Source organism: Lentzea sp. NPDC036955 (assembly GCF_055608005.1).
Genome location: NZ_JBVJRC010000002.1, coordinates 357,754 through 380,843 on the forward strand (window position 1 = coordinate 357,754; position 23,090 = coordinate 380,843).

At 71.0% G+C, this 23,090-nt stretch carries 20 protein-coding genes; 9 read left to right on the forward strand and 11 right to left on the reverse strand.

The features are described 5' to 3' along the window. Nucleotides 1-6: 6 nt before the first annotated feature. From ACZ7CF_RS06775 to ACZ7CF_RS06800, 6 genes are all read right to left on the reverse strand, one after another. The gene (locus tag ACZ7CF_RS06775; RefSeq protein WP_470369073.1) at nt 7-597 is read right to left on the reverse strand and encodes a DUF305 domain-containing protein; all 591 of its coding nucleotides are present in this window, start codon (nt 595-597) and stop codon (nt 7-9) included. Further along, nucleotides 573-1,631 carry a DUF1996 domain-containing protein gene (locus ACZ7CF_RS06780; protein ID WP_470369074.1) on the reverse strand — a complete coding sequence of 353 codons (1,059 nt, stop codon included), beginning with the start codon at nt 1,629-1,631 and terminating at the stop codon, nt 573-575. Before ACZ7CF_RS06780 ends, ACZ7CF_RS06775 begins: the two co-directional genes overlap by 25 nt. Nucleotides 1,632-1,699: 68 nt before the next feature. Continuing rightward, nucleotides 1,700-3,562, reverse strand: a complete 1,863-nt coding sequence (locus ACZ7CF_RS06785; protein ID WP_470369075.1) for a sigma-70 family RNA polymerase sigma factor — start codon at nt 3,560-3,562, stop codon at nt 1,700-1,702. 122 nt (nt 3,563-3,684) lie between these two features. Continuing rightward, nucleotides 3,685-4,674 (reverse strand): inorganic phosphate transporter, encoded by a 990-nt coding sequence (locus tag ACZ7CF_RS06790; protein ID WP_458432506.1) that lies wholly within the window; start codon nt 4,672-4,674, stop codon nt 3,685-3,687. After that, nucleotides 4,674-5,294, reverse strand: a complete 621-nt coding sequence (locus ACZ7CF_RS06795) for a DUF47 domain-containing protein (RefSeq protein WP_360384090.1) — start codon at nt 5,292-5,294, stop codon at nt 4,674-4,676. The genes ACZ7CF_RS06790 and ACZ7CF_RS06795 overlap by 1 nt, the downstream gene beginning before the upstream one ends. A 221-nt stretch (nt 5,295-5,515) precedes the next feature. Further along, nucleotides 5,516-6,415, reverse strand: coding sequence for an SDR family oxidoreductase (locus ACZ7CF_RS06800; RefSeq protein ID WP_360384087.1), 900 nt, complete (start codon nt 6,413-6,415; stop codon nt 5,516-5,518). Between the two features lie 148 nt (nt 6,416-6,563). Here ACZ7CF_RS06800 and ACZ7CF_RS06805 point away from each other — a divergent pair, with 148 nt between their 5' ends. Next, on the forward strand, nt 6,564-7,316 hold the full coding sequence (locus ACZ7CF_RS06805) for an alpha/beta fold hydrolase (protein ID WP_360384084.1): 753 nt from the start codon (nt 6,564-6,566) through the stop codon (nt 7,314-7,316). 111 nt (nt 7,317-7,427) lie between these two features. Here the strand turns inward: ACZ7CF_RS06805 and ACZ7CF_RS06810 are convergent, their stop codons facing one another. Beyond that, on the reverse strand, nt 7,428-7,820 hold the full coding sequence (locus ACZ7CF_RS06810) for a hypothetical protein (protein ID WP_360384081.1): 393 nt from the start codon (nt 7,818-7,820) through the stop codon (nt 7,428-7,430). An 80-nt stretch (nt 7,821-7,900) separates the two neighbouring features. Here ACZ7CF_RS06810 and glgX point away from each other — a divergent pair, with 80 nt between their 5' ends. Beyond that, nucleotides 7,901-10,012, forward strand: a complete 2,112-nt coding sequence (gene glgX, locus ACZ7CF_RS06815; RefSeq protein ID WP_360384078.1) for a glycogen debranching protein GlgX — start codon at nt 7,901-7,903, stop codon at nt 10,010-10,012. A 202-nt stretch (nt 10,013-10,214) separates the two neighbouring features. On the opposite strand, the gene ACZ7CF_RS06820 is transcribed toward glgX, so the two are convergent. Beyond that, complete coding sequence (locus ACZ7CF_RS06820; RefSeq protein ID WP_470369076.1) at nt 10,215-11,477, reverse strand: cellulose binding domain-containing protein; 1,263 nt, start codon at nt 11,475-11,477, stop codon at nt 10,215-10,217. Between the two features lie 92 nt (nt 11,478-11,569). After that, nucleotides 11,570-12,919 (reverse strand): glycoside hydrolase family 10 protein, encoded by a 1,350-nt coding sequence (locus ACZ7CF_RS06825; protein WP_458432503.1) that lies wholly within the window; start codon nt 12,917-12,919, stop codon nt 11,570-11,572. Between the two features lie 549 nt (nt 12,920-13,468). Between ACZ7CF_RS06825 and ACZ7CF_RS06830 the strand changes: the two genes are divergently transcribed. The 3 genes from ACZ7CF_RS06830 to ACZ7CF_RS06840 are packed head-to-tail and all read left to right on the forward strand — an operon-like array spanning nt 13,469 to nt 16,400. Beyond that, the gene (locus ACZ7CF_RS06830; protein WP_360384070.1) at nt 13,469-14,536 is read left to right on the forward strand and encodes a TetR/AcrR family transcriptional regulator; all 1,068 of its coding nucleotides are present in this window, start codon (nt 13,469-13,471) and stop codon (nt 14,534-14,536) included. Continuing rightward, on the forward strand, nt 14,533-15,135 hold the full coding sequence (locus ACZ7CF_RS06835; RefSeq protein WP_360384068.1) for a transcriptional regulator: 603 nt from the start codon (nt 14,533-14,535) through the stop codon (nt 15,133-15,135). Before ACZ7CF_RS06830 ends, ACZ7CF_RS06835 begins: the two co-directional genes overlap by 4 nt. Continuing rightward, nucleotides 15,123-16,400 carry a PEP/pyruvate-binding domain-containing protein gene (locus ACZ7CF_RS06840; RefSeq protein WP_360384066.1) on the forward strand — a complete coding sequence of 426 codons (1,278 nt, stop codon included), beginning with the start codon at nt 15,123-15,125 and terminating at the stop codon, nt 16,398-16,400. The genes ACZ7CF_RS06835 and ACZ7CF_RS06840 overlap by 13 nt, the downstream gene beginning before the upstream one ends. A 171-nt stretch (nt 16,401-16,571) precedes the next feature. On the opposite strand, the gene ACZ7CF_RS06845 is transcribed toward ACZ7CF_RS06840, so the two are convergent. Together ACZ7CF_RS06845 and ACZ7CF_RS06850 are read right to left on the reverse strand one after the other, a co-directional pair. Continuing rightward, nucleotides 16,572-17,159, reverse strand: a complete 588-nt coding sequence (locus ACZ7CF_RS06845) for a histidine phosphatase family protein (protein WP_360384063.1) — start codon at nt 17,157-17,159, stop codon at nt 16,572-16,574. A 48-nt stretch (nt 17,160-17,207) separates the two neighbouring features. Continuing rightward, nucleotides 17,208-18,692: a family 43 glycosylhydrolase gene (locus ACZ7CF_RS06850; protein WP_470369077.1), complete on the reverse strand. Its 1,485-nt coding sequence runs from the start codon at nt 18,690-18,692 to the stop codon at nt 17,208-17,210. A gap of 296 nt (nt 18,693-18,988) precedes the next feature. Here ACZ7CF_RS06850 and ACZ7CF_RS06855 point away from each other — a divergent pair, with 296 nt between their 5' ends. The 4 genes from ACZ7CF_RS06855 to ACZ7CF_RS06870 are packed head-to-tail and all read left to right on the forward strand — an operon-like array spanning nt 18,989 to nt 23,090. Further along, entirely contained in the window at nt 18,989-20,071 is a 1,083-nt protein-coding gene (locus tag ACZ7CF_RS06855) for a LacI family DNA-binding transcriptional regulator (RefSeq protein WP_470369078.1), read from the forward strand. Between the two features lie 36 nt (nt 20,072-20,107). Then, on the forward strand, nt 20,108-21,382 hold the full coding sequence (locus tag ACZ7CF_RS06860) for a sugar ABC transporter substrate-binding protein (protein WP_360384055.1): 1,275 nt from the start codon (nt 20,108-20,110) through the stop codon (nt 21,380-21,382). Then, nucleotides 21,379-22,275 carry a carbohydrate ABC transporter permease gene (locus tag ACZ7CF_RS06865; RefSeq protein ID WP_360384052.1) on the forward strand — a complete coding sequence of 299 codons (897 nt, stop codon included), beginning with the start codon at nt 21,379-21,381 and terminating at the stop codon, nt 22,273-22,275. Before ACZ7CF_RS06860 ends, ACZ7CF_RS06865 begins: the two co-directional genes overlap by 4 nt. 2 nt (nt 22,276-22,277) lie before the next feature. After that, nucleotides 22,278-23,090: a carbohydrate ABC transporter permease gene (locus tag ACZ7CF_RS06870; protein WP_360384049.1), complete on the forward strand. Its 813-nt coding sequence runs from the start codon at nt 22,278-22,280 to the stop codon at nt 23,088-23,090.

The window sequence follows — 23,090 nt, forward strand, 5'->3', positions numbered from 1 at the left end:
AGCCGGTCACGACCCCAGCAGCACCAGGAACTCCGCCCTGCTGCGCTCGATCCGCGCACCCAGGTCGAGTGCCTGCCTGCTCGTCCCGGCCGACAGCTCCGCACGGGCGACGGTCCGCGCCTCCTCGCACTGGGTGCGCAGCAACGTCCGCAGCTGCCCGTCGAAGTCGGCGTCCCGCGCGCCGCCGGCCGCGGCCAGCTCGGCGGGCGTGATCATGCCGGGCATGTCGTGGCCCGCGTGCTCACCGGACTCCGACCGGCCCGCCCGCGCGAGCACCTCCCTGGCCTGGACCAGCTCAGCTCGATAACCGGCACCGAGCTGCTCGGCCACCGGACGCAGCGCGGAGCCGGGACGGCCGGCGACCAGCGCCAAGGCGGCCAGCGCCGACTCGTTCTGCGGGATCACGAGGTCCACGAACGCCAGGTCCGTCGCGGTCGGCCCGGCTGGCGACGAGACGGCAGGCGACGAGACGGCAGGCGACGGGACAGCGGCCGGTGGTGCCTCGGCCACCGCACCACACCCCGTCGGCAGGACCGCCGCCAGCAGGACCACCGCGACGTGCAGGACCCGCACTACGGGCGGCCGTCCGGTCCGCACTTGACGATCCGGTTGATGCAGTCGCGCACGCGCTGCGCCATCTCGGCCTCGGGCCACACGTTGAAGAAGTCGCCGTGCATCGTGTAGCCGGGACCGGACGACAGCCTGAACCGCGCCGGGTCGCCGTTGGCCGGGTAGCGCAGCACCTGGCGCAGCTTCGGCACGGGCACGGGGTGTGTGGCCGGGCAGTCGCCCGCGACCGGGTAGGACATGTGGCTCTTGTGGTCGGCGGAGTCGAGGTCCTTGCCGTTCCAGCACTGCGGGAAGTCCAGGTAGGACTCGATCATCGTGCCGGCCGGGCAGTTCACGAAGTCCTTCGAGGCGCCGACATGGCCGGCGTGCAGGCACGACCAGCGCGACCGCGTGCTGCCGTCCGGCGCGGTGGCCTTGGCGTTGCCCGCGACGATCCGCAGGCCCCGCGGCAACGGCTGGGTGCGGGCGATCACGTCGTCGCGCACGCCCTCGCCGAGGTAGTAGAACGTGGTGCCGGTCGGCTCGACGGGCTGGCCGTCGACCAGCAGGGTGGGCACCCAGTACGACGACAGGTCGGTCTTGGGGCTGCACGTGCTCGTCGCGCCGCCCAGGCTCGTCACGTCCGAGCGGGCGTTGGTGGAGACGTTGCCGAAGAAGCTGTGCATGTGCGAGACACCGGGCAGGTTCGGGAAGACGATCGGGTCGTCCGGCAGCCGGTGGGTGAACGGGCACTCGGCCACGAACTCCGCCACGCGCACCGCGTTCGGCGGGATCGGCGCCTGCGGCGGCAGGGGAGCGACGGCCTCGGTGGTGGGCGGAGTGGTGGCCGGGGTGGTCGCCGGTGCGGAAGCGGGAGCGGGAGTCCCGGGAACGGCCTTCGCGGTGCGGGTCTGCGCGGCGGGCGTCGTGGTCGTGGTCGGCGCGACCGCGGCCGGCGGTGGCTTGGGCGGTGAGAAGAACATCGCGTTCGCGGTCACCGCGGACGCCGCGACACCGGCCACGGCGAGGACCGCGATCAGGACGCGCCTCCGCAGCCGTGACGGGGTGGGGGCGTGGGTCATCGGAAGTCCTTTCGGGCAGGGTGGACTGACACAGGGGTGGAACGGGACGAACGGACGCGAGCGGGAGCTCAGCCCGCGTCGCGGTAGGCCTCGCCGGCCTGGTTCGGGGTGCCGCCGGGGGCGTAGAGGCCGGTGCCGGGCTTGTCGGCGGGCAGCGCGAACCACGCGTACCGCTCGACGTGCGGCAGGCCCTCCATCATCGCGCTGGAACCGCGGGCGAACGCCGCGAGCTGCGCCTGGGTCGGGTAGCGGGGTGTGCCGCCGGAGAAGTCGATGAGCGAGTACTCGGTGAGCCACACCGGTTTGCCGTACCGCGCGTGCACCGCGTCGAGGTAGTTCTTCAGGTGCTGCACGGCCGCCGCGCTGAAGTCCGACCCGTACCAGTGCACGGTGATGAAGTCGACCCGCAGGCCGCGCTGGGCCGCACCGGTCATGAACCGGTCGAGCCAGCCGCCCGGCTTGTCACCGCTGTGCGCGACGGCGGGGCTGCCGAGCCGCAACCCGGTGGCGGCGAGCTTCGGCCACAGGTCGAGCGCCTGCTCCGGCGTCATGTTGGCCTGATCGGGGAAGTCCGGCTCGTTGAACCCGAGCAGCACCTTCCCGTTGGCCTTCGCGCGGGCGATCGTGGCGTCGTCGGTGAACTTCGCGCCCCAGATCATCGGCACGAACTCGACGTTCGGCGGCGTGGCGATGCCGTCCGGGTGCACGGCCCAGTTGTAGTACCACCCGGCGCGCACGTCGGTGAGCGCCTTGCCGACGCCGGAGAAGTTCCACGTGCTGACGCCCTTCTTCGCCGACGCCGCAACGGGTTTCGGCGCCGCGGCGGGCACGGGCGGTGCGGCCACCGTCGTCGAGGACGGCGGCGCCGTGGACGGCGCTGGTGACGGAGTGGTGGTGATGGCCGGCGGTGTGGTCGTGGGCGCGCTCTGGGAGGTGGTCGCGGACACCGCGCGGGTGACCGGTTCCTCCTTCGAGGGCAGCACGGCGACCACGATGCCCGCGGCCAGCACGGCGGCCGCCGCGGCGGCGATCGGTTTGACCAGCGCGCCCTGCAGGAACACCCCGAACTTGCCGGTCGCCGCCGTGGACGTCGTGGTGGCGGCGGGCGCCGTGGTGACGGGGGAGATGCTCACCTGCGTCCCGACGAGCGCCGACTGGTCGAGCCCGAACCCGAACGCGGCGGGCAGCGGCACCAGCGGCAGCCGGGCGATCAGTCCCTCGACCGCGGCCAGGTCGTACCCGCACCGCTCACACCGGGGGCAGCCGCGGCTGTGCCGGACGATCCGCTTGCGCCACAACGGGCTGGGGTCACCGTCCCAGTCGGCGACGACCTCGGCCAGCTCGGGGCAGCGCGGCGTGCGCTCCAGCGTCCGCACGACGATCCGCGCGGCGTCGAGCTGCGCCTTGACCCGCTGCACCCGCACGGCGGTGTGCTGCGGCGTCAGCTCCAGCGCGTCGGCGACCTCGGTGCGGGTCAGCCGGCCGGCCGCCTCCAGCCACCACAGCGACAGCAGTTCGCGTTCGTCGGCGCTGAGCCAGCGGGTGGCCGCGACGACCTCGCGCCGCTGCCCGGACAGCTGCAACCGCATGATCGTGAGGTCGACGAAGTCAGCGCCGGGGTCGGCGACGTCCTCCAGGACCGGTCCGGTGACCGGGACCCGCTGGTTTTCGCGGTGCCGCAGCCGGATCTGGTTCATCGCGATCACGACGAGCCACGACCGGAACCCGGCCGGGTCGCGCAGCGAGGACAGCCCGTGCACCGCGCGCAGCATGGTCTCCTGGACCACGTCGTCGGTGTCGGCGTGACCGCCGAGCGCGTGCCCCACGATGTTGTAGACGAGGGGCAGGTATCCGCTCACCAGGTCGTCCAGCGCGCGCTGGTCGCCGTCGCGTGCGGCCACCACCGTCGCGACGCCGGGTTCCTCGGCCACCGCCATGCCCACCTCACTTGCCGGTCCAGGGTCCTCTGACCAGGAGATGTCCCCGGCGCCCGGCAATAACGAAAAAACTTCGAAGAACTTTCGAGCGCTCCGCCGCCGCCGCGGGCAGGAGCTCAGAGCAGCGCCACGAGCCCGTAGGCACCGGCGGCGACGGTAGCGGACGCGGGCAGCGTCAGCACCCAGCCCTTCGCGATGTCCGCCGCCACCGACCAGCGCACCGCGGACCGGCGGGTGGTGGCGCCGACGCCCATCACCGCCGAGGTGATGACGTGCGTGGTGGAGATCGGGGCGTGGAAGACGAACGCGGTCAGGTACAGCACCGAGGAGGCGGACAGCTCGGCGGCGAAGCCGTGCGGCGGCGTGAGGTGGAAGATGCGCCGCCCGAGGGTGCGCATGATCCGCAGACCACCGGCGTACGTCCCGGCCGACAGGGCCAGCGCGCAGGCCCCGATCACCCAGAACGGCACCGAGTAGCCGGCCTGGTTGCCGCTGACGACCAGCGCCAGGACGATCACGCCCATGCTCTTCTGGGCGTCCTGCAGGCCGTGGCCCAGCGCGAGGCTCGCCGCGGAGAACACCTGGGCGCGGCGCATCAGCCGGCCCGCGCGGTGCGCGTTCGCGTTGCGGAACGCCCACATGATCACCGTCATCACCAGGTAGCCGAGCAGCAGGCCGACGACGGGCGAGACCACCATCGGGATCACGACCTTCTCCACCACGCCCGCCCAGTGCACCGTGGTCGCGGAGGCCAGCGCGGCACCGACCAGGCCGCCCACCAGCGCGTGCGACGAGGACGACGGCAGCCCGAAGTACCAGGTGACCAGGTTCCAGGCGATGGCGCCGACCAGGGCGGCGGTGACCACGTGCAGCGCGTCGTCGCCGACCGGGGTGTCGATGAGACCGGAGGCGATGGTGACCGCGACGCCGGTGCCCAGCAGCGCGCCGACCAGGTTCATCACCGCCGCGAGCGCGAGTGCGGCGCGCAGGGTGAGCGCACGGGTGGAGACCGCGGTGGCGATGGCGTTGGCGGCGTCGTGGAAGCCGTTGGTGAAGTCGAAGGCCAGTGCCAGCACCACCACGAGCACCAGGCCCGCGGTGAGCATCAGGCCTCCTTGACCGCGATCGAGTGCACGGCGTTCGCCACGTGCTCGAACGCGTCGGCCGCTGCCTCCAGCTCGTCCACGACCTCCTTGAGCTTCATGACCTCCAGGGCGTCGCGCTGCCCGTTGAACAGCTCCGACAACAGCCGCCGGTAGACCTGGTCGGCCTCGTTCTCGACCTGGTTCACGTCCACCCAGTAGGCGGTCAGCTCCTGCGGCTCTGCCAGCCGGGGCATGGCCGCCGCGGTCAGCTGGGCGGCCCGGCACAGCAGGTCCACCTGCGCGTTCACGCCGTCGGGCAGCTCACCCACGCGGTAGAGGGTCGCCAGGTCGACCGCGGCGTCCATGTGGTCGACGACGTCGTCCAGCCTGGCCGCGAGCCGGTAGATGTCCTCCCGGTCGAACGGCGTGACGAACGACCGGTCCAGGTGCTCGATGATCGCGTGCGTGGCGTCGTCACCGGCGTTCTCCAGCGCGTGCATGCGCTCCGCCAGCTCCTGCCGCCGGTCGGCGGGCGCCCGCACGAACTCGCCCAGCAGCTCCACGCTCCTGCCGATGTTCGCGCCGATCTCGGTGAACAGCTCGAAGAACTTGGCACCCGTGGGCTTGCGGCTGATGCGCATGCGGTCGTTCCTCCCTCGCCGTGGTGGGTCGTGCGGCGTCTCCGGACGTGCCCGAGGTCAGTCGCGTGCGCGTCCGGGGGAGGTGGGGAGCCCGGCGGTTGCCCGCCCGCAGCCCGCCGGCGTGGCACCGCCGGCAGGCTCGTGGTGCGGATGCGGTCGGTGGTGCGCACGCGGCACGGTTACCCGGCGGGGTCGCGGGCAAACAGCGCGTTGTCACCTCGTCAGGTGAGCAGCTGGCCACCGGTGACGCCGAGGACCTCGCCGGTGATGTAGCTGGACTCCTGCGAGGCGAAGAAGACGTAGACCGGTGCCAGCTCGGCCGGTTGCGCGGCCCGGCCCAGCGGTGTCTGCGCGCCGAAGTCGTCGACCTTCTCGGCCGGCATGGTCGCGGGGATCAGCGGTGTCCACACCGGACCGGGGGCCACGGAGTTGACCCGGATGCCCTTGTCGACCAGGTCGGCGGAGAGCGCCTTGGTGAAGTTGACGATCGCGCCCTTGGTGGCGGCGTAGTCCATCAGCTCGGGCGAGGGCTGGAACGCCTGGATCGACGACGTGTTGATGATCGCCGCACCCGGTCGCATCAGCGGCACGGCGGCCTTGGTCAGCCAGAACATCGCGTAGACGTTCGTCTTGAACACGCGGTCGAACTGGTCGCTGCTGATGCCGAGCAGCCCCTCGTCCTGCGCCATCTGGTAGGCCGCGTTGTTGACCAGGACGTCGATCCGCCCGAACTCCTCCTCCGCGCGCCGGGCGACCTCCCGGCACGCCTCCTCGGTGCGCAGGTCACCGGGGACCAGCACGGCCTGCCGGCCAGCTTCGCGCACGAGCTCGGCGGTGCGCTCGGCGTCGGCCTGCTCCTCCTCCAGGTAGCAGAGCAGCACGTCAGCACCCTCGCGGGCGAACGCGATCGCGGTGGCGCGGCCGATGCCGGAGTCGCCGCCGGTGATCACGGCCTTGGTGTCGCGCAGCCGGTCGCTGCCCCGGTAGGTGTGCTCGCCGTGGTCGGGCTCTGGACCCATCCGGCTGCCGGTGCCGGGGTGCTCCTGCTCCTGGCCCTCCTGCCGGCCGGGACGCGGGTACTGCTCCCTCGGGTCCTGCCGGGTGTACTGGTCTGCTGCCATGGGCGGTCACCTCACGATGATCGAACGTCGGAACCGCAGGTGTTCCCGCGCACCGGACGTCCAATCACGCGGATCTCCGCCGTGCGTCACGTTTCGCCGATCGGGGGAGCGGTAGTTCCGGTGTGGACCACGGCGGAGGGAGCCAGCCATGCCGGACCGCCCGCGGCACGTGCGGGAACGGTGGGACCGGGTCGGGGACCGGGAGTTCCGCAGCCTGACGGCGGGGCACCGCGTCGGCGACCGGCCCGACGTCGTGCTGGTGCCCGGCCTCGGCGCACTCGGCTACCTAGCCGACACCCTCGCCGGCTGCGGTGCCTTCACCAGGGCGCACCTGCTCGACGTGCCGGGCTTCGGCCACCGCGCGGCGCGGGTGTGCCCGGCCGGGATCGGCGCGGTCGCGCGGGCGGTGTGCGACTGGGTCGAGGAGGTGGTCGCGGCTCCGGTGGTGCTGGCAGGGCACTCCACCGGTGCCCAGGCCGCACTGCACGCCGCGGCGGCCCGGCCGGAGCTGGTGCGGTCGCTGGTGCTGCTCGGCCCCACCTTCCCACCGGAACAACGCGGCCTGGGCGGCCTGGTCAGCGGGTTCCTGCGCACCCTGCCGCACGAGCCGCCCTCGGTGGTGCGCGGGACGGTGCCCGACTACCTGCGCGCCGGTCCGGTGGAGATCGCGCGCTTCGTCCGCTCGGCCCAGCGGGACCGGCCGGAAGAGGTCGTCGCGCGGGTGGGTTGCCCGGTGCTGGTGGTGCGCGGTGAGCACGACGCGTTGTCGCCGGTGCACTGGGTCGAACGGCTCGCCGCCGCGGCACCGGACGGGCGGGCGGTGGTGGTACCCGGTGCCCACGCGTTCCTGTTCCACCGCGGGGGGATGACGGCGCAGCTGATCGCCGGGGTGACCGGGTAGCCGAGCGGCGTCGTCGAGGTCCTGTTCGGACGTCTCAACCGGTGACGCGGGCTTCGGCGCAGAACGGCGCCCGCCGGACGGTTGCGTCCGGCGGGCGCGGCCGCTGCGGGATCAGATCGGCTCGTCGGGCGTCCGTGCCGTGCTCGCCACCGAGCCACCGGGCTCGTCGGCGAGCTGGCCCCGCCCCGCGGCCTCGGTCTGCGACTCCTCGTCCAGCTCGCTCGGCACGACCGGCACGTCGGGCTGTTCCTCTGCCAGCCGGTCGTCCAGCGGACGCGGGTGGGCCTGCTCGTACGGCGTCGTGCCGTACTTGTCGGCGGCCGTCCACCGCTCCGGCGGGTCCATCCCCGCTTCGAGCGGGTCCAGCTTGAGGCGGTCCTCGTCGAGGTCCTCCGCGCTGTTCAGGGCCGCGGGATCGGTTTCGACCGAGTCGGGTGAGCCGGTGTCGTGCGGGGGCGTGTAGGACGCCTGGTCGTCGCCCGCGCCCAGATCATGTGTTGCCATGAGAGCCGGTTACCCGGTGATCGCGAGCACAACCTGCACTCGAAAGAGTTAGATCGGGTGATCCTGGGCATACCTCGCGCGTGAAAGCCTGGCCTGGAACGTCCTACCCGCTCGGCGCCACCTATGACGGCGTCGGTACCAACTTCGCGTTGTTCTCGGAGGTGGCAGACCGCGTCGAGCTCTGCCTGTTCGACGACGACGGCACCGAGACGCGGGTTCACCTGCCCGAGGTGAGCGGTTTCGTCCACCACGGTTACCTGCACGGCGTCGGACCGGGACAGCGGTACGGGTACCGCGTGCACGGGCCGTACGACCCGGAGCGGGGCCTTCGCTGCAACCCCACCAAGCTGCTCATCGACCCGTACGCGAAGGCGATCAGCGACGGGCTGCGGTGGGACGAGTCCCTCTACAGCTACCGGTTCGGCGCGCCGGACGAGCGCAACGACGACGACTCGGCGCCGTTCGTGCCGAAGTCCGTGGTGGTCAACCCGTTCTTCGACTGGGCGGAGGACCGGCTGCCGAGGACGCCCTACAACGAGAGCGTCGTGTACGAGGCGCACGTCCGCGGCCTCACGATCGACCACCCGGAGATCCCGGAGCGGATGCGCGGAACGTACGCGGGTCTCGCGCACCCGGTGATGATCGACCACCTGACCAGGCTGGGTGTGACCGCGGTCGAGCTGATGCCGGTGCACCAGTTCATCAGCGACCACACCCTCGCCGACAAGGGCCTCACCAACTACTGGGGTTACAACACGATCGGCTTCTTCGCGCCGCACGACGCCTACGCCTCCCTCGCCGGCTCCGGCGACCAGGTGCAGGAGTTCAAGGGCATGGTCCGCACCCTGCACCAGGCGGGCATCGAGGTCATCCTCGACGTGGTCTACAACCACACCGCCGAGGGCAACCACCTCGGGCCGACCCTGTCGATGAAGGGCATCGACAACGAGGCGTACTACCGGCTCGTCGAGGACGACCCGCAGTACTACATGGACTACACGGGCACCGGCAACTCGCTGAACGTGCGGACGCCGCACACGTTGCAGCTGATCATGGACTCGCTGCGGTACTGGGTCACCGAGATGCACGTCGACGGCTTCCGGTTCGACCTGGCGGCGACGCTGGCGCGGGAGTTCTACGACGTGGACCGGCTGGCGACGTTCTTCGAGGTCGTGCAGCAGGACCCGGTGGTGTCGCAGGTCAAGCTGATCGCCGAGCCGTGGGACGTCGGTCCCGGTGGGTACCAGGTGGGCAACTTCCCGCCGCTGTGGACGGAGTGGAACGGCAAGTTCCGCGACACCGTCCGGGACTTCTGGCGCGGTGAGCCGGCGACGCTGGGCGAGTTCGCCTCGCGCATCACCGGCTCCTCCGACCTCTACCAGAACGACGGCCGCCGGCCCTACGCGTCGATCAACTTCGTCACCGCCCACGACGGCTTCACCCTCAACGACCTGGTGTCGTACAACGAGAAGCACAACGACGCCAACGGCGAGGACAACAACGACGGCGAGAGCCACAACCGCTCGTGGAACTGCGGCGCCGAAGGACCGACCGACGACGAGGGCGTCCTCACGCTGCGCGCCCGGCAGCGGCGGAACATGATGGCGACGCTGCTGTTGTCGCAGGGCGTGCCGATGATCCTGCACGGCGACGAGTTCGGCCGCACGCAGGACGGCAACAACAACGTCTACTGCCAGGACAACGCCATCTCGTGGGTGGACTGGACGTTGGCCGACGCGAACGCCGAGCTGGTCGACTTCACCTCGGCGCTGACCGCGTTCCGCAAGGCCCACCCGGTGTTCCGGCGCAAGCGGTTCTTCGTCGGCCGGCCGATCCGCAAGGGCGAGGAGCTGCGCGACATCGCGTGGTTCACCCCCTCCGGTGAGGAGATGACCGAGCAGAACTGGGAGGACGACTTCGGCAAGTGCATCGTCGTCTTCCTCAACGGCGAAGGCATCCCCGACCTCGACCAGAGCGGGATGAGGGTGGTCGACGACTCGTTCCTCATCGGGTTCAACGCCCACCACGAGGACATCGAGGTGACGCTGCCCGAGCCCACCTACGGCCCGGAGTGGGTGGTCGTGGTGGACACCGCGACCGGTGAGGTCGGCGAGCGGGAGAAGCCGATCCCCGCGACCGGCCAGCTCGTCCTGGCGGCGCGGTCGCTGGTGGTGCTGAAGCGGGTGGGCTGACGGTCAGGTGACCGGTAGGGCCACGGGTGGCTGCCGCGGATGTCCGCGGCAGCACCTCGTGGCAGTGCCCGGAACCGGCCGGTGACCCGCGCAGCCCGACGCCGCAACGCCGTGCGGGTGCGCCCTGCGCCCCTGCGCCGTCACGGCGTTGCGGCGGCCCCCGCCCTGCCGGGGTCTGGAACTGCCGGGGTCTGGAACCGGGTCAGAAGTTCTTCTTGACCACCACCCACGGCGCCTTGGCGGCCAGGCCGGACGGGCTGAGGACGTAGTTGCGGGCGGTCTGGTTGCCGTTGAGCACCATGTCGAGGAACTGCACGACCGTCGTCATGCCGTCGGTCAGCTGGCTGCCGGTGATGAACCCGACGTGCCCGGCCTGCGGGTGCCGCGCCAGCACGGACGGCACCGTGGCCAGGTCGTAGTTGGCCTGGTTGTTGGCGTAGGCGATGTCGGAGGAGCCGCCGTCCATGAACAGCGCCGGCGTGTGCAGCTTGCCGAGCTCGGAGCGCGGGTAGCCGAAGGCGCCGTCGGCGAAGAAACCGCTGTTCAACGCGATCACGGCGGACACCCGGCGGTCCTGCGCGGCGACCAGTGCCTCCAGCCCGCCGCACGAGTGGCCCGCGGTGGCGACCCTGGTCAGGTCGAGGCGCTGGCGCAGGGCGGCGCCGGAGCGGTTCTGCTCCCGTTCGGCCCAGGTGATCGCGTCCGTCAGCAGGGAGGGGATCGGCGACCCGCTCGGCACGCCGTTGGGCGAGCCGTCGACCGAGCCGGTGTCCACGACCACGAAGCCCTTCGACGCGACGAACGTCAGGATGCGGGTGACCTCGCTGTTGTTCGTGTGCGCGCAGGCGCCGTTGCCGAACGCCAGCACGGGCAGTGGCCGGTCGGCCGCCTGCGGGTTCGCCGGGCGGAACACCGTGAAGCGGTTGTCGCCGTACGCGCCCTCGCGGGTGACGGGGAAGTTGTTCTCGATCGCGGGCCGACCCGGCTGGGGGTCCGTGCTCGTCGTGGTCGTGGTCGTGGTGGTCGTCGTGGTGGGGTCGGTGGTGCCGGTGCACGCGGTGCCGTTGAGGGTGAACACCGCCGGGGTCGCCGCGCGCGCACTGGCGGTGGCGTTGAACCCGAGCGAGACGGTCGCGCCGGTGGCGATGCCACCGTTCCAGGCCGCGTTGACGGCGGTCACGTTCGCGCCGGACTGGGTGTGCGACCCGTTCCACGACTGCGTGATCCGCTCGTCACCGGGGAACGTCCACGCGAGCCGCCAGCCGGTGACCGCGTCACCGAGGTTCGTGACGACGACCTCGGCGGTGAAGCCTCCCTGCCATTGGGACCCGACCCTGTAGTCGGCCCTGCACCCGGCGGCGGCTGCCGCGGACTGCGACCCGGCCACGGCGGCCGTTGTCGTGACGAGCACCGCGGCGGCCATGGCCGCGGCTGCTCTGAACGTGCGGGAATCGGTGGAGTGCATGGCTTTGCTCCGTCCAGTCCGGGTGGCGGCGGAGTGGCGTAGCGCGGACGGGGAAGGGCCCCGGTGGTCACCGGGGCCCTCCGCTGGTGTGATCAGGCGACCCGGCAGGAGATGCTGGGCCAGTTCCAGTTGCCGCCGTGCATGATGGTGAAGCCGAACGTGTTGCCGCTGCCGTTGGGGCGCGCGGTCATCACGTTCGCGGAGTCCCACGAGGCACTGGTGTTCCAGGTGGCGATGATCCGCTGTGGCGAGCTCACGGTCACCGTCACGATCCAGTTGTCAGTGCCCGACACCGTGACGTTGCCGTTGAAGCGGTCGCCCCACTTCTCACCCTCGGAGTACGTCGCCGTGCAGCCCCCGCCGCCGGGGTTGGACGTCGTGGTCGTCGTCGTGGTGGTGGTCGTGGGGTCGGTGCCGCCCGTGCCGCTGTTCAGGACGCTGAGGACCGAGTTGTACGCGGCCTTCTTGTTGCCGCTGCCGTCGAACAGCAACGGGGTGCCCGAGGCGCGCCACGAGTCGGTGTCGCGGATGCCCCACACCGTGATGCCGGTGCAGCGGGCCACGGAGAGACAGGCCTGCGTGACACCCTGGTACTGCTGGGCCTGCGAGCTGCCGGAGCCCTCGATGTCCAGTTCGGTGATCTGGACGTCCACGCCCAGCGCCGCGAAGTTCTGCAGCGTGGTGTGGTAGTTCGACGGAACCGGGTTGCCGCTGTTGAAGTGCGCCTGGAAGCCGACGCAGTCGATCGGGACGCCGCGGGACTTGAAGTCCTGCACCATCCGGTAGACGCCCTGGGTCTTGGCGTGCGACCAGTTGTCGGTGTTGTAGTCGTTGTAGCAGAGCTTCGCGTTCGGGTCCGCCGCACGGGCCGCGCGGAACGCGGCCTCGATCCAGTCGTTGCCGGTGCGCTGGAGGTTCGAGTCGCGACGCCCGCCGCTGTTGCCGTCGGCGAACGCCTCGTTCACCACGTCCCAGGCGTAGATCTTGCCCCGGTAGTAGGTGGCAACCTGCGTGACGTGGTTGAGCATCGCGTTGCGCAGGGCGGTGCCGGACATGTTCTGCATCCAGCCGGGCTGCTGCATGTGCCAGGCCAGCGCGTGCCCGCGCACCCGCTTGCCCTGGTTGCGGGCCTGGTTGACGATCCGGTCCGCGTTGCCGTAGCTGAACTGGTTCTGGTTCGGCTCGGTCGCGTCCATCTTCATCTCGTTCTCGGCGGTGACCATGTCGAACTCGCGGTTCAGAATCCCCACGTAGGTCGAGTCGCCGAGCTTGTTCGCGGCCACCGCGGTGCCGAAGTACCGGCCGCTCTGCTGGGCCGCCGCGGCCAGTGTGGACGCGGCCCCACTGGCGGGCGACGCCGCGATGATCGCGGCACCGACGGTGGCGGCGACAAGGCTGGACACGAGGGTCACCCGTGCGACTGACTTCGCTGTCAGCGTCATATTCGGCGCTTTCTGAGTTTGCACCCGCAGCTTCGCGGGTGGAATGGGTTCAGTTGCTGATCTGTCCGGTGCGGGCGATGCGGATTGCGCCAAAACCACCCCGCCCGACGCCGAACTGCGAGCAGTATTAACCGAATCCGTTCGACGGATCAAGGGTCGCGTTCGCGCTGCTCACAGGCCTTGGTGCGGTCCGGGGAGGACCGTTGAAGCTGTCAAGACCCGTGTCGAATCGTTGTCGAACGACCAGGTGAACGACATGTTCGACTACATGGGATTCACTCTTGTGCGAGTGCTTCCGACTCGCTGTGCCGACGCGTGAATCGGCGAAGTTTCGAAACTCTTTTCGAAAACTCCGGCGCGTGTGGTTCTTGATCAGGACCCGTGCGCGTGCCGACGATCATGAATTGTGCTCCGCCATTCGTGTCGCGGGCGGCGCCACGGCGGGACCCACCCTCAAGCATGTGCCGCCGGGGCGGCGGTCCTGAACTGATTCGGACGTTGCGGTAATCTGGATGTTCACAACATCTGAACCGTAGCGGGGAGTGGCCGATGGTGCGGCTGACGAGGGCACAGCAACAGGCGCGCACGCGGGCGTCCGTGCTGGCGGCGGCGAAGGAGGAGTTCACCGAGCACGGCTACGCCGGGGCCAAGGTGGACCGCATCGCGGAGCGGGCGGAGCTGACCCGTGGCGCGGTGTACTCCAACTTCCCCGGCAAGCGCGCGCTGTACCTCGCCGTGCTGATCGAGCTGGCCGGTGCCGCGGGCGGGATGCCGGCCGAGGTGTCGCCGTCGTCGGCGGTCGACGCGCTGGGCGTGTTCGCGCGGGTGTGGCTGGAGCGGTTGCCGCTGGTGGGCGACTCGGCCGCGGGCGGGCGGATGCAGCTCAGGTCGCTGGACGGTGTGCTCGACGACCGGCACGGACCGGTGCTCGCCCAGGTCGCGGCGCTGGAGGCGGTCCTGCTGGCGACGGCGCTGGAACGCGGTGGTCCCGCGCGACAGGTGCGGCTGGCGCAGGTGGTGCTGACGTTGCTCGACGGCGCGGCGCACCGGGCCGAGTCGGCGCCGGGCTTCGGCGACCCGTTCGACGTGGCGCACGCGTGCCGGCACCTGGCGCAGGTCGACCTCGCGGACACCTGGGCGCCACCGCACCTGCCCTACGTCGCCCCGGCGCGGACCTGCGCCGACGCCTGGACCGCGCCGGAGGGTCTAGTCGACCTGATCGGCGGAGGCCCGGTCGACCTGACCGACGGCCTGGTCGCGGTGCTCGGCGCCGGCCGGCTCGGCGCGGCTGAGGAGGCGCTGCGGTCGGTGCGGCCCGGCGAACAGGTCGTGCTGGTCGTGGTGACCGGCGACCAGGAAGAGACCGGCCGCCTCGTGCGGCTGCGGCTCACCGACCTCGTCGGCTGCCTGCGGCGGGTGTTCGCGCCCGACGTGTGGCGGCACGTACGGCTGGTGCTCGACGAGGACGCGGCGGTGCCGTCCGCGCTCGGGCTCGGGAACGCCGGCGACGACACGGAGGCGGCGGTCCGGGTGCGCGACGGCGTGGTCGTGGCCCGCGCTCAGGGGCTGGGCGCCAGTCACGCGGCCGGTGCGCGCAGGCGGGAGGCGACGTCGTGAACCCGTTGGTGCTGCACGCCCTGCGCTGCACCGGTGCCACGAACGTGACGCGGGTGGCCGCGTTCACCGGGCTGTCACCGTCCGAAGTGGAGTCCGACCTGATCGACCTCGCCGTTGCCGGCCTCGTCACCCACCACCGCGACTTCGGCGGCTGGTCGCTGACGGGGGACGGCAAGGCCGCCGACGCCGAGCAGACCGCCGCCGAGCTGGACGGGGCCGACACCCGTACCGAGCTGAAGGCCGCGTTCGAGGAGTTCCTCGTCCTCAACCCCGAGCTGCTCGACCTCTGCACGGCGTGGCAGATCCGCCCGGTCGACGGCGCCACGACCATCAACGACCACACGGACGCTGCCTACGACGACCGCGTCGTGGGCCTGTTCCGCGACTTCCACGACCGCGCGCTCGTCGTGATCGCCGCTCTGGCCGCCGCGCTGCCCCGGTTCGGCCGCTACGAGACCCGCCTCGGCACCGCCCTGGCCCGCGCGGAAGCGGGCGAGCGGGACCACCTCACCGACACGATCGACTCGTTCCACACCGTGTGGGCCGAACTGCACGAGGACCTCCTCGCGACCATGGGGATCCAGCGATGGGCTGGGTGAGGACGGTCTCCGCGGACCTGCACGAGCCGCCGGAGGTGGTGGGCGGCAAGGCGCACGGCCTGGCCCTGCTGCACCGCCTCGGCCTGCCCGTCCCCGCCGCGGTCGTCGTGACCACGGACGCGTGCCGCGCGTTCCTGCGCGACGGCAGGCTTCCACCCGGACTCGGTGCCGAGCTCGCGGCGGCCGTGGTGGGGATGTCCGCGGTCTCGGTCCGCTCCGGCGCTGCGGTGTCGATGCCCGGCATGATGGACACGATCCTCGACGTGGACCCGACCTCCCTGGACGACGCGGTCGAGTCCGTGTTCGCCTCGTGGAACACACCCCGTGCCCGCACCTACCGCACGTTGCACGGCATCCCGCACGACCTCGGCACGGCCGTCGTGGTGCAGCAGATGGTGTTCGGCACCCGCGACGACCACAGCGGCGCCGGCGTCGCCTTCAGCCGCGACCCGAGCACCGGCGCGCGCACGCCGTTCGGCGAGGTCCTCTTCGGACACCACGGCGAGGCCGTCGTCTCCGGCCGGTCACTGACCCTGCCGCTGACCGCGCTGGAACCCCCTGTGCGGCAAGACCTCCACGACGCGCTGCACCGAATCGAGCGGCACCACCGCGACGCCTGCTACGTCGAGTTCACCTTCGAGTCCGGCCAGCTGTGGCTGCTGCAGGTGCGGCCGGGACGGTTCACCGGGGCCGCCGCCGTTCGCACCGCCACCGACCTCGCCGACGAAGGCCTGATCACCCGCGCCGAGGCCCTGCTGCGGGTGTCGCCCTCGCACCTGCGGCACGTGCGCGTGCCGCGGATCGCCGCGGGAACGGAGGTGGTGGCGCGAGGCGTGGGCGTGTGTCCCGGGGTCGCGACCGGGCGGGTGGCGCTGACCTCCGACGACGCGGTGCGTTCGGCCGCGGCTGGTCCCGTCGTGCTGGTGCGGCCGGAGACATCACCGGACGACATCCGCGGGCTGGCCGTGGCGGCCGGCGTGGTGACTGCGCGCGGTGGGCCGGCGAGTCATGCGGCGGTGGTGGCGCGGTCGATGGGGAAGCCGGCCGTTGTCGGGGCAGGGGAGCTGACCCTCGCCGCCGGTGTGGTGGTCACGCTGGACGGGACGAGTGGTGAGGTCGTGCTCGGGCGGCCCGAAGTGGTGACGGGAGAGGCGGATTCGCGCCTGGAGCGGTTGCTCGGGTGGGCGGACGAGGTCGTCGGAGGAGCCGGGGGCGGCGGCGAGGTCGAGCGGCTGGTCGCCGCGCAGGCGGTGCTGCGCCGATAAGGGCACCACCGGGTGACCCGGCTCCCTCACCGCACGGCCGCAGCCGGGTGACCCGGCTCCCTCACCGCACGGCCGCAGCCGGGTGACCCGGCTCCCTCACCGCACGGCCGCAGCCGGGTGACCCGGCCTCCTCACCGCACGGCCGCAGCCGGGCGATCCGGCCTCCTCACCTCACGGCCGCAGCCCCGGCCCGAACCCCGTCCACCGCAGCTCTGCCGGCAGGTGCCCCATGTCGTTGTAGACCACCAAAGCCGGCGGACTCCCGTGCCGGTGCTCGACCACCGTCAACGCCGCGTTCCCGCAGCTCATCCCCAGCCACCGGGCCGGCGGCGCCCCGAGGGCGTCACGCACCAGCCACGCCACCTGGTAGGCGTGCGTCACCAGCACCTCGTGCGACTCGGCAGCGGCCGGCCCGGCGAACCGCGCGGTCAAGGCCTCCGCCAACCGTGCGCCTGCCGCGGCCTCCGCGGCGTCGTAGCCGTCGAAGAACCCCGCCCACGCCGGTGGGACGTCCTCCGGCACGTGCGGCACGTGGTCGACCAGCTCCGGTGCCTCGGCCACCGTCGCCCCCGGCAGGTGCGTGCCGAGGATCCGGGCGGTGCGCACGGCTCTGGGCAGAGGGGAGTGCCACACCGCCGTGATCGGCGACTCCGCCAGGCGCTCACCGAGCAGGTGCGCCTGGCGTTCCCCGACCTCCGTCAGCTCGCCGAACGGGTCCGCCGCGCCGTGCCGCACCACGTACAGGTGCCGAGTCGCCATTCACCACTCCTGGATGTCGTCAACATCCGGATGGTAACAACCTGTGGCTCAGCGGTGCGCAACCGCGAAGTTGTCGAACGCCGCACCCGTGTTGAACACGCGCACCCCGTTGGCCCCGCTGGCGTAGCTCGTGTCGGTCACCGAGATCTTCGGCGTCGTCAGGTCCCCGACGTACACCTTGATCGACGACCCGACCGCCTCCACCCGCAGCCGGTGCGCCGCGTTCGGCCGCACGGTCGCCGGCGCGGACGCCAGCTGCGTCCAGCTGTTGTCCGCCTTGCCCAGCACGACCCGGCCGTTGCCGGTGATCCCCGCGTAGTAGCCGCGGTAGCTGTCGGTGCCGGTGGCCGCCTGCGTCACGCGGAACACGACGCCGCTGTCACCCGCGGCCGAGCGGGGGATGACGTCGACGTCCTGGACGAAGTTCGTGAAGTTGGTGTCCAGCAACGACTTCCCGCCGAACGACGAGCCGGCCTCGTAGCGGCCGGCGCGGGCTGCCCAGGTGCCGCCGTGGGTGGTCCAGCCGATCGCGTTGTCGTCGGCGAAGTTGTCCTTGACCCGCATGGTGACCGGCTGGATGGTGCCGTCGGGGTTGAAGGTCATGCGGTCGTAGGCGAGCTGGCGGTCGTTGGCGCCGGACTTGCTCAACGGGCGGCGGTGGTAGGTGATGTACCAGATGTCGGTGCCCGGCACGTTGATCACGCCGTTGTGGCCGGAACCCCGTGCCACCGCTGGGTCCTGGCTAAGCACGCGGCCGACCTTGGTGAACGGGCCGGTGGGGGAGTCGGAGATCGCGTAGGCCACGGCGTAGTTCGGGCCGGTCCAGCCGTCCTCGGACCACATGAAGTAGTACTTGCCGCCGCGCTTGAACATCTGCGACCCCTCGGTGAAGTTCGCCGGGGTGATCTCCCTGTAGGTGCTGCCGTCGGCGAACGTGCCGAGGCTCGTCATGTCCGCGTTGAGCTTCACGACGTTCGCGTGACCCCAGCCGCCGTAGTACAGGTATGCCTGGCCGTCGGTGTCGATGAAGACGTCCTGGTCGATGGGTTGCGCGCCGTTCACGAACTGCGCGATCAACGGCTTGCCGATCGCGTCCCGGTACGGGCCCTCCGGCCGGTCGGCGACCGCGACGCCGATGCCGCCGAGCTCGGAGTCGGACTGGATGTCGTTGGCGCCGAAGTACAGGTAGTACTTGCCGTTGCGTTGCACGGGGGCCGGTGCCCAGACGGCGCGGCGGGCCCAGGAGACGGACGCGGTGGTCAGGACGTTCGGGTGCTTGGTCCAGGTGACCAGGTCGGTCGAGGAGAAGGCGTCGAGGTAGGTCTGCTCGTCGTAGGGGCGCGACGAGGTGGGGAAGACCCAGTACCTGTTCTCGTAGAACGCGGTGTCGGGGTCGGCGTACCACCCGTCCACGAAGGGGTTGCCGGCCTCCGCCGTCGCGAAGTCGGGCGCGGCGGCCGTGGACGAGGCCGCGGCGGGCACGCTGCCGAGCAGCAGGGCGGCCAAGGCGGAGGCGACGATCCTGGAGGTCAACGTCTCGGTCCAATCTGCCGGGATACAACGTTGTAAGCACGGTGTGTAATCATCCAAACACCAGTGGCTGAACACTGTCCAGGTTGCGGGGCGGATCTGTCCTGGACAGCAATCGGTCGCGCACCTTGGCCCGGCGGGCAGCTGACCGACAATCCTCGAAACTTTCCGACACGCGCCTGAGCAGCGCTTTTCTGGTGTCGTGGCGAGCTGGTCGGCAGTCGTCGGTCTTGTGTCCCGCCGCAACACGTGCCTATATTTGCCCCATCAAGCCTATGTAAGCGCTTACATCACAAATAGTGACATGTAAGCGCTTACATAGAACCGTCAGCGACGACGAGGTGGCAGGCAGCACGATGGCGAAGCAGCACCACGCCTCCCAGGAGGCCAAGCCCGCGGGCGCGACGATCTACTCGGTCGCCGAGCGTGCCGGGGTCAGCATCGCCACCGTCTCGCGGGTGTTGCAGGGGGCCACCGTCGTGGCCGAGACGACCCGGCAGAAGGTGCTCACCGCCGTCGAGGAGCTGGGGTACGTGCCGCTCGGGGCGGCGCGGAGCCTGGCGGTGCGGCACCACGAGGCGCACGGGCTGGTGCTGCCGGAGCTGTCCGGTCCCTACTACGCCGAGCTGCTGATGGGGTTCGAGGCGCGGGCCGCCGAGCTCGCGCAGTCGGTCGTGCTGGTGCTCACCGACAGCCGGACGGACTTGGCCGCGGCGGTGCGGCAGCTCGCCACCAGGGTCGACGCCATCGCGGTGTTCGGGGCGGCGGCGATCTCGCGGGACGTGGTGCGGTTGCTGCACGCCAGGAAACCCGTCGTCGTCATCGCCGGTGAGCCGCTGGACGGGGTCGAGGCGGTCGCGGCGGAGAACCTGGAGAGCGCGCGGGAGCTGGCCGGGCACGTGCTCGACCACGGGCGGCACCGGGCGTTGTTCGTCGGCGACCCGGACAGCGGGCCCGACATCCGCGACCGGTACGCGGGGTTCGTGGCCGCCCACGAAGACCGCGGGCGCACGGCCGCCGAGCCGGTCGGGGTCGGGTTGCGCGAGGCCGACGGTGCCGCGTTCGCGCGGGACCTCCTGCGCGGCGAGCACGACGTGGACGCGCTGATGTGTGCCAACGACGAGCTCGCGTTGAGCGTCATGACCACGTTGCAGGACGCCGGGAAGGACGTGCCCGGTGACATCGCGGTGGTCGGCTGGGACGACGTCATGACCTCGCGGTACGTGCGGCCGGGGCTCACCACCGTCCGCCAGCCCGTCCACGCGCTCGGCGCGCTGGCCGCGAGCCGCCTGCACGACCTGGTGAGCGGGGAGCCGGTGCGGAAGAACGCGCAGACGTTGCCGACGCAGCTGGTCGTGCGCTCGTCGTGCGGCTGCCCCTGATCACACCGTCCACTTCAGAGAGGAAGCGGGAAACCAATGGTGCGCAAGACCGCCAAGTCGCTCGCGGGCCTGTCCGCCCTGGTGCTGGTGCTCGCCGCGTGCGGGCGCGGTGACGACCGGGCCGGTGGCCAGCAGGGAGGCGACATCTCCCAGGGACCCGCCACGGGCACCGTCACCGTCTGGGCCATGGGCGCCGAGGGGGAGAAGCTGCCTGCCCTCGCGGAGGAGTTCGAGAAGGCCAACCCCGGTGTGGACGTCCAGGTCACCGCGATCCCGTGGGACGCCGCGCACAACAAGTTCACCTCGGCGATCACCGCGGGCCAGGCGCCCGACGCGGCCATGGTCGGCTCGACGTGGATGGGGGAGTTCGCGGGCATGGGCGCGCTCGACCCGACCCCGTCGTCGATCGACAAGGGCGCGTTCTTCGACGGCGCGCAGCGCACCACCGAGGTCGGCGGCACCTCCTACGGCATCCCCTGGTACGTCGAGACGCGGCTCGTCTACTACCGCAAGGACCTCGCCAAGACCGCGGGCTTCGAGACGCCGCCGAAGGACTGGGCCGGCCTCAAGGAGATGGCCAAGGCCATGCAGGCCAAGGCGGGCGCCAAGTTCGGGATCGGCCTGCAGGCGGGCGGAACCGGTTCGTGGCAGTCGCTGCTGCCCTTCGCCTGGTCCAACGGCGCGCAGCTGACCAAGGACGACGGTGCTGCCTACAACTTCGACAGCCCGGAGCTGAAGGAGACGCTGGAGTACTACGGCTCCTACTTCTCCGAGGGCATCGCGGACGGGGAAGCACCCGCGCAGCCCACGACCGAACCCGACTTCGTCAGCGGCCGCGTGCCGATGTTCATCTCCGGTCCCTGGATGATGTCCGCGGTCGAGAAGCTCGGCGGTGAGGGTTTCAAGGACAAGTACGACGTCATGCCGATGCCGGTCAAGAAGACCTCGTCGAGCTTCGTCGGCGGCTCCAACTTCGTGGTGTTCAAGGAGACGAAGAACCGCGACTCGGCCTGGAAGTTCGTGAGCTGGCTCGCCGACGCCAAGACGCAGGTCAAGTGGTACCGGCAGTCCACGGACCTGCCGTCGGTGAAGAGCGCGTGGCAGGACCCGGCGCTCACCGCCGACACCAAGCTCGCGACGTTCGGCAAGCAGCTCGACACCGCCCAGTCGCCGCCCACCTTCGCCACCTGGGAGCAGGTGATCACCGCGCTCGACACCGAGGTCGAGAAGGTGGCCCGCTCCGGTGCCGACCCGGCCGGCGCGCTGAAGGCGGCCCAGTCGGCGGCCGACTCCATCGGCACCGGCAGGTGAGCTCGCCCGCCGCGGCCCGCCGCCGCGGGGTCGAGCGGGCGGCGTGGGGCCTGGTCGTCCCGTTCTGCGTGCTGTTCCTCGTGTTCACGGCCTGGCCGGTGCTCCAGTCGCTGTTCATGAGCCTCACCGACACCCGCAACCGCGACCTGCGCACGCCGTTCGCGGTGGAGTTCGTCGGGCTCGAGAACTACGTGCGGGCGTTCGCGGACCCGCTGTTCCGCACGGCCGCCGCGAACACCGCGTACTTCGTGCTCGTCGGCGTGCCGCTCACGCTGGGCATCGCGCTGCTGGCCGCCGTGGTGCTGGACAAGGGCATCACCCGGTTCCGCGCGTTCTTCCGGCTGGGCTTCTACACCCCGGTGATCACCTCGATCGTCGCGGTCGCGGTGGTGTGGCGGTTCCTGCTGCAGGACGAGTTCGGCCTGGTCAACACCGTGCTCGGCTGGTTCGGGATCGACGGGCCGAACTGGCTCGGCGACCCGGACTGGTCGATGCCCGCGTTGATCCTGATGGCCGCGTGGCGCAACTTCGGCACCGCGATGATCATCTTCCTGGCCGGGTTGCAGGCGGTGCCCGCGTCGCTGCACGAGGCGGCGTCCATCGACGGCGCGGGGTCGCTCAAGCGGTTCCGGCACATCACGCTGCCGCTGCTGCGCCCGACGATCCTGTTCGTGTCGGTCACCACGGCGATCGGCTACCTGCAGTTCTTCGAGGAGCCCTACGTCATGACCAACGGCGGCCCGCTCAACTCGACGATCTCCGCGTCGATGTACACCTACCGGCAGTTCGGGTTCGGCAACTACGGCTACGCCTCCGCGATGAGCTACCTGATCTTCGTCGTCATCGCCGTCGTCACCGCCCTGCAGTTCCGGCTGCTGCGGGAGAGGGGCTGAGCATGAGGAACCGCTGGTGGCTCTACGTCCCGCTGACGGTCGCGTTCGCCGCCGTCGTCGCGCCGTTCGCGTGGATGGTGCTGGGCAGCTTCAAGGGCGAGGGCGAGATCCGGGCGAACCCGCCGACGTGGTGGCCCGGCACGGCGTCGCTGGACAACTACACGCAGCTGTTCTCCCGGCTGCAGTTCGGCACGTACTTCCTCAACTCCACGATCGTCGCGGTGGCCGTGACGGCCGGGAACCTGCTGTTCTGCTCGATGGTCGGCTACGCGCTCGCCAAGCTGGAGTTCCGCGGCAGGCGGACGCTGTTCCTGGTCGTGATGGCGACGCTGATGATCCCGGGCGTGGTCACGTTCGTGCCGCTGTACGTCCTGGTCGTCAACGCCGGGCTGGCGAACTCGTTGCCCGCGTTGATCCTGCCGTTCCTCGTCTCGCCGTTCGGCGTCTTCCTGATGCGCCAGTTCATCGCCGGCCTGCCGAGCGAACTGCTCGACGCCGGCCGGGTCGACGGTGCGGGCGAGCTGCGGATCTTCGCCAGGATCGTGCTGCCGCTGTGCGGGCCCGCGCTCGCCACGCTCGGCATCCTCACGTTCCTGGGCAGCTGGAACAACTTCCTGTGGCCGCTCGTCGTGGCGCAGCAGGAGAGCGAGTACACGCTCCCGGTCGCGCTCGCCCTCTACTCGACCGGCCAGAACTCCATCCAGTACGGCCTGCTGCTGGCCGGGGCCACCATCGTCGTCGTGCCGGTGCTGGCCGTGTTCCTGGTCTTCCAGCGGCGTTTCATCGAAGGCATCGCGACCACCGGCATCAAGTGA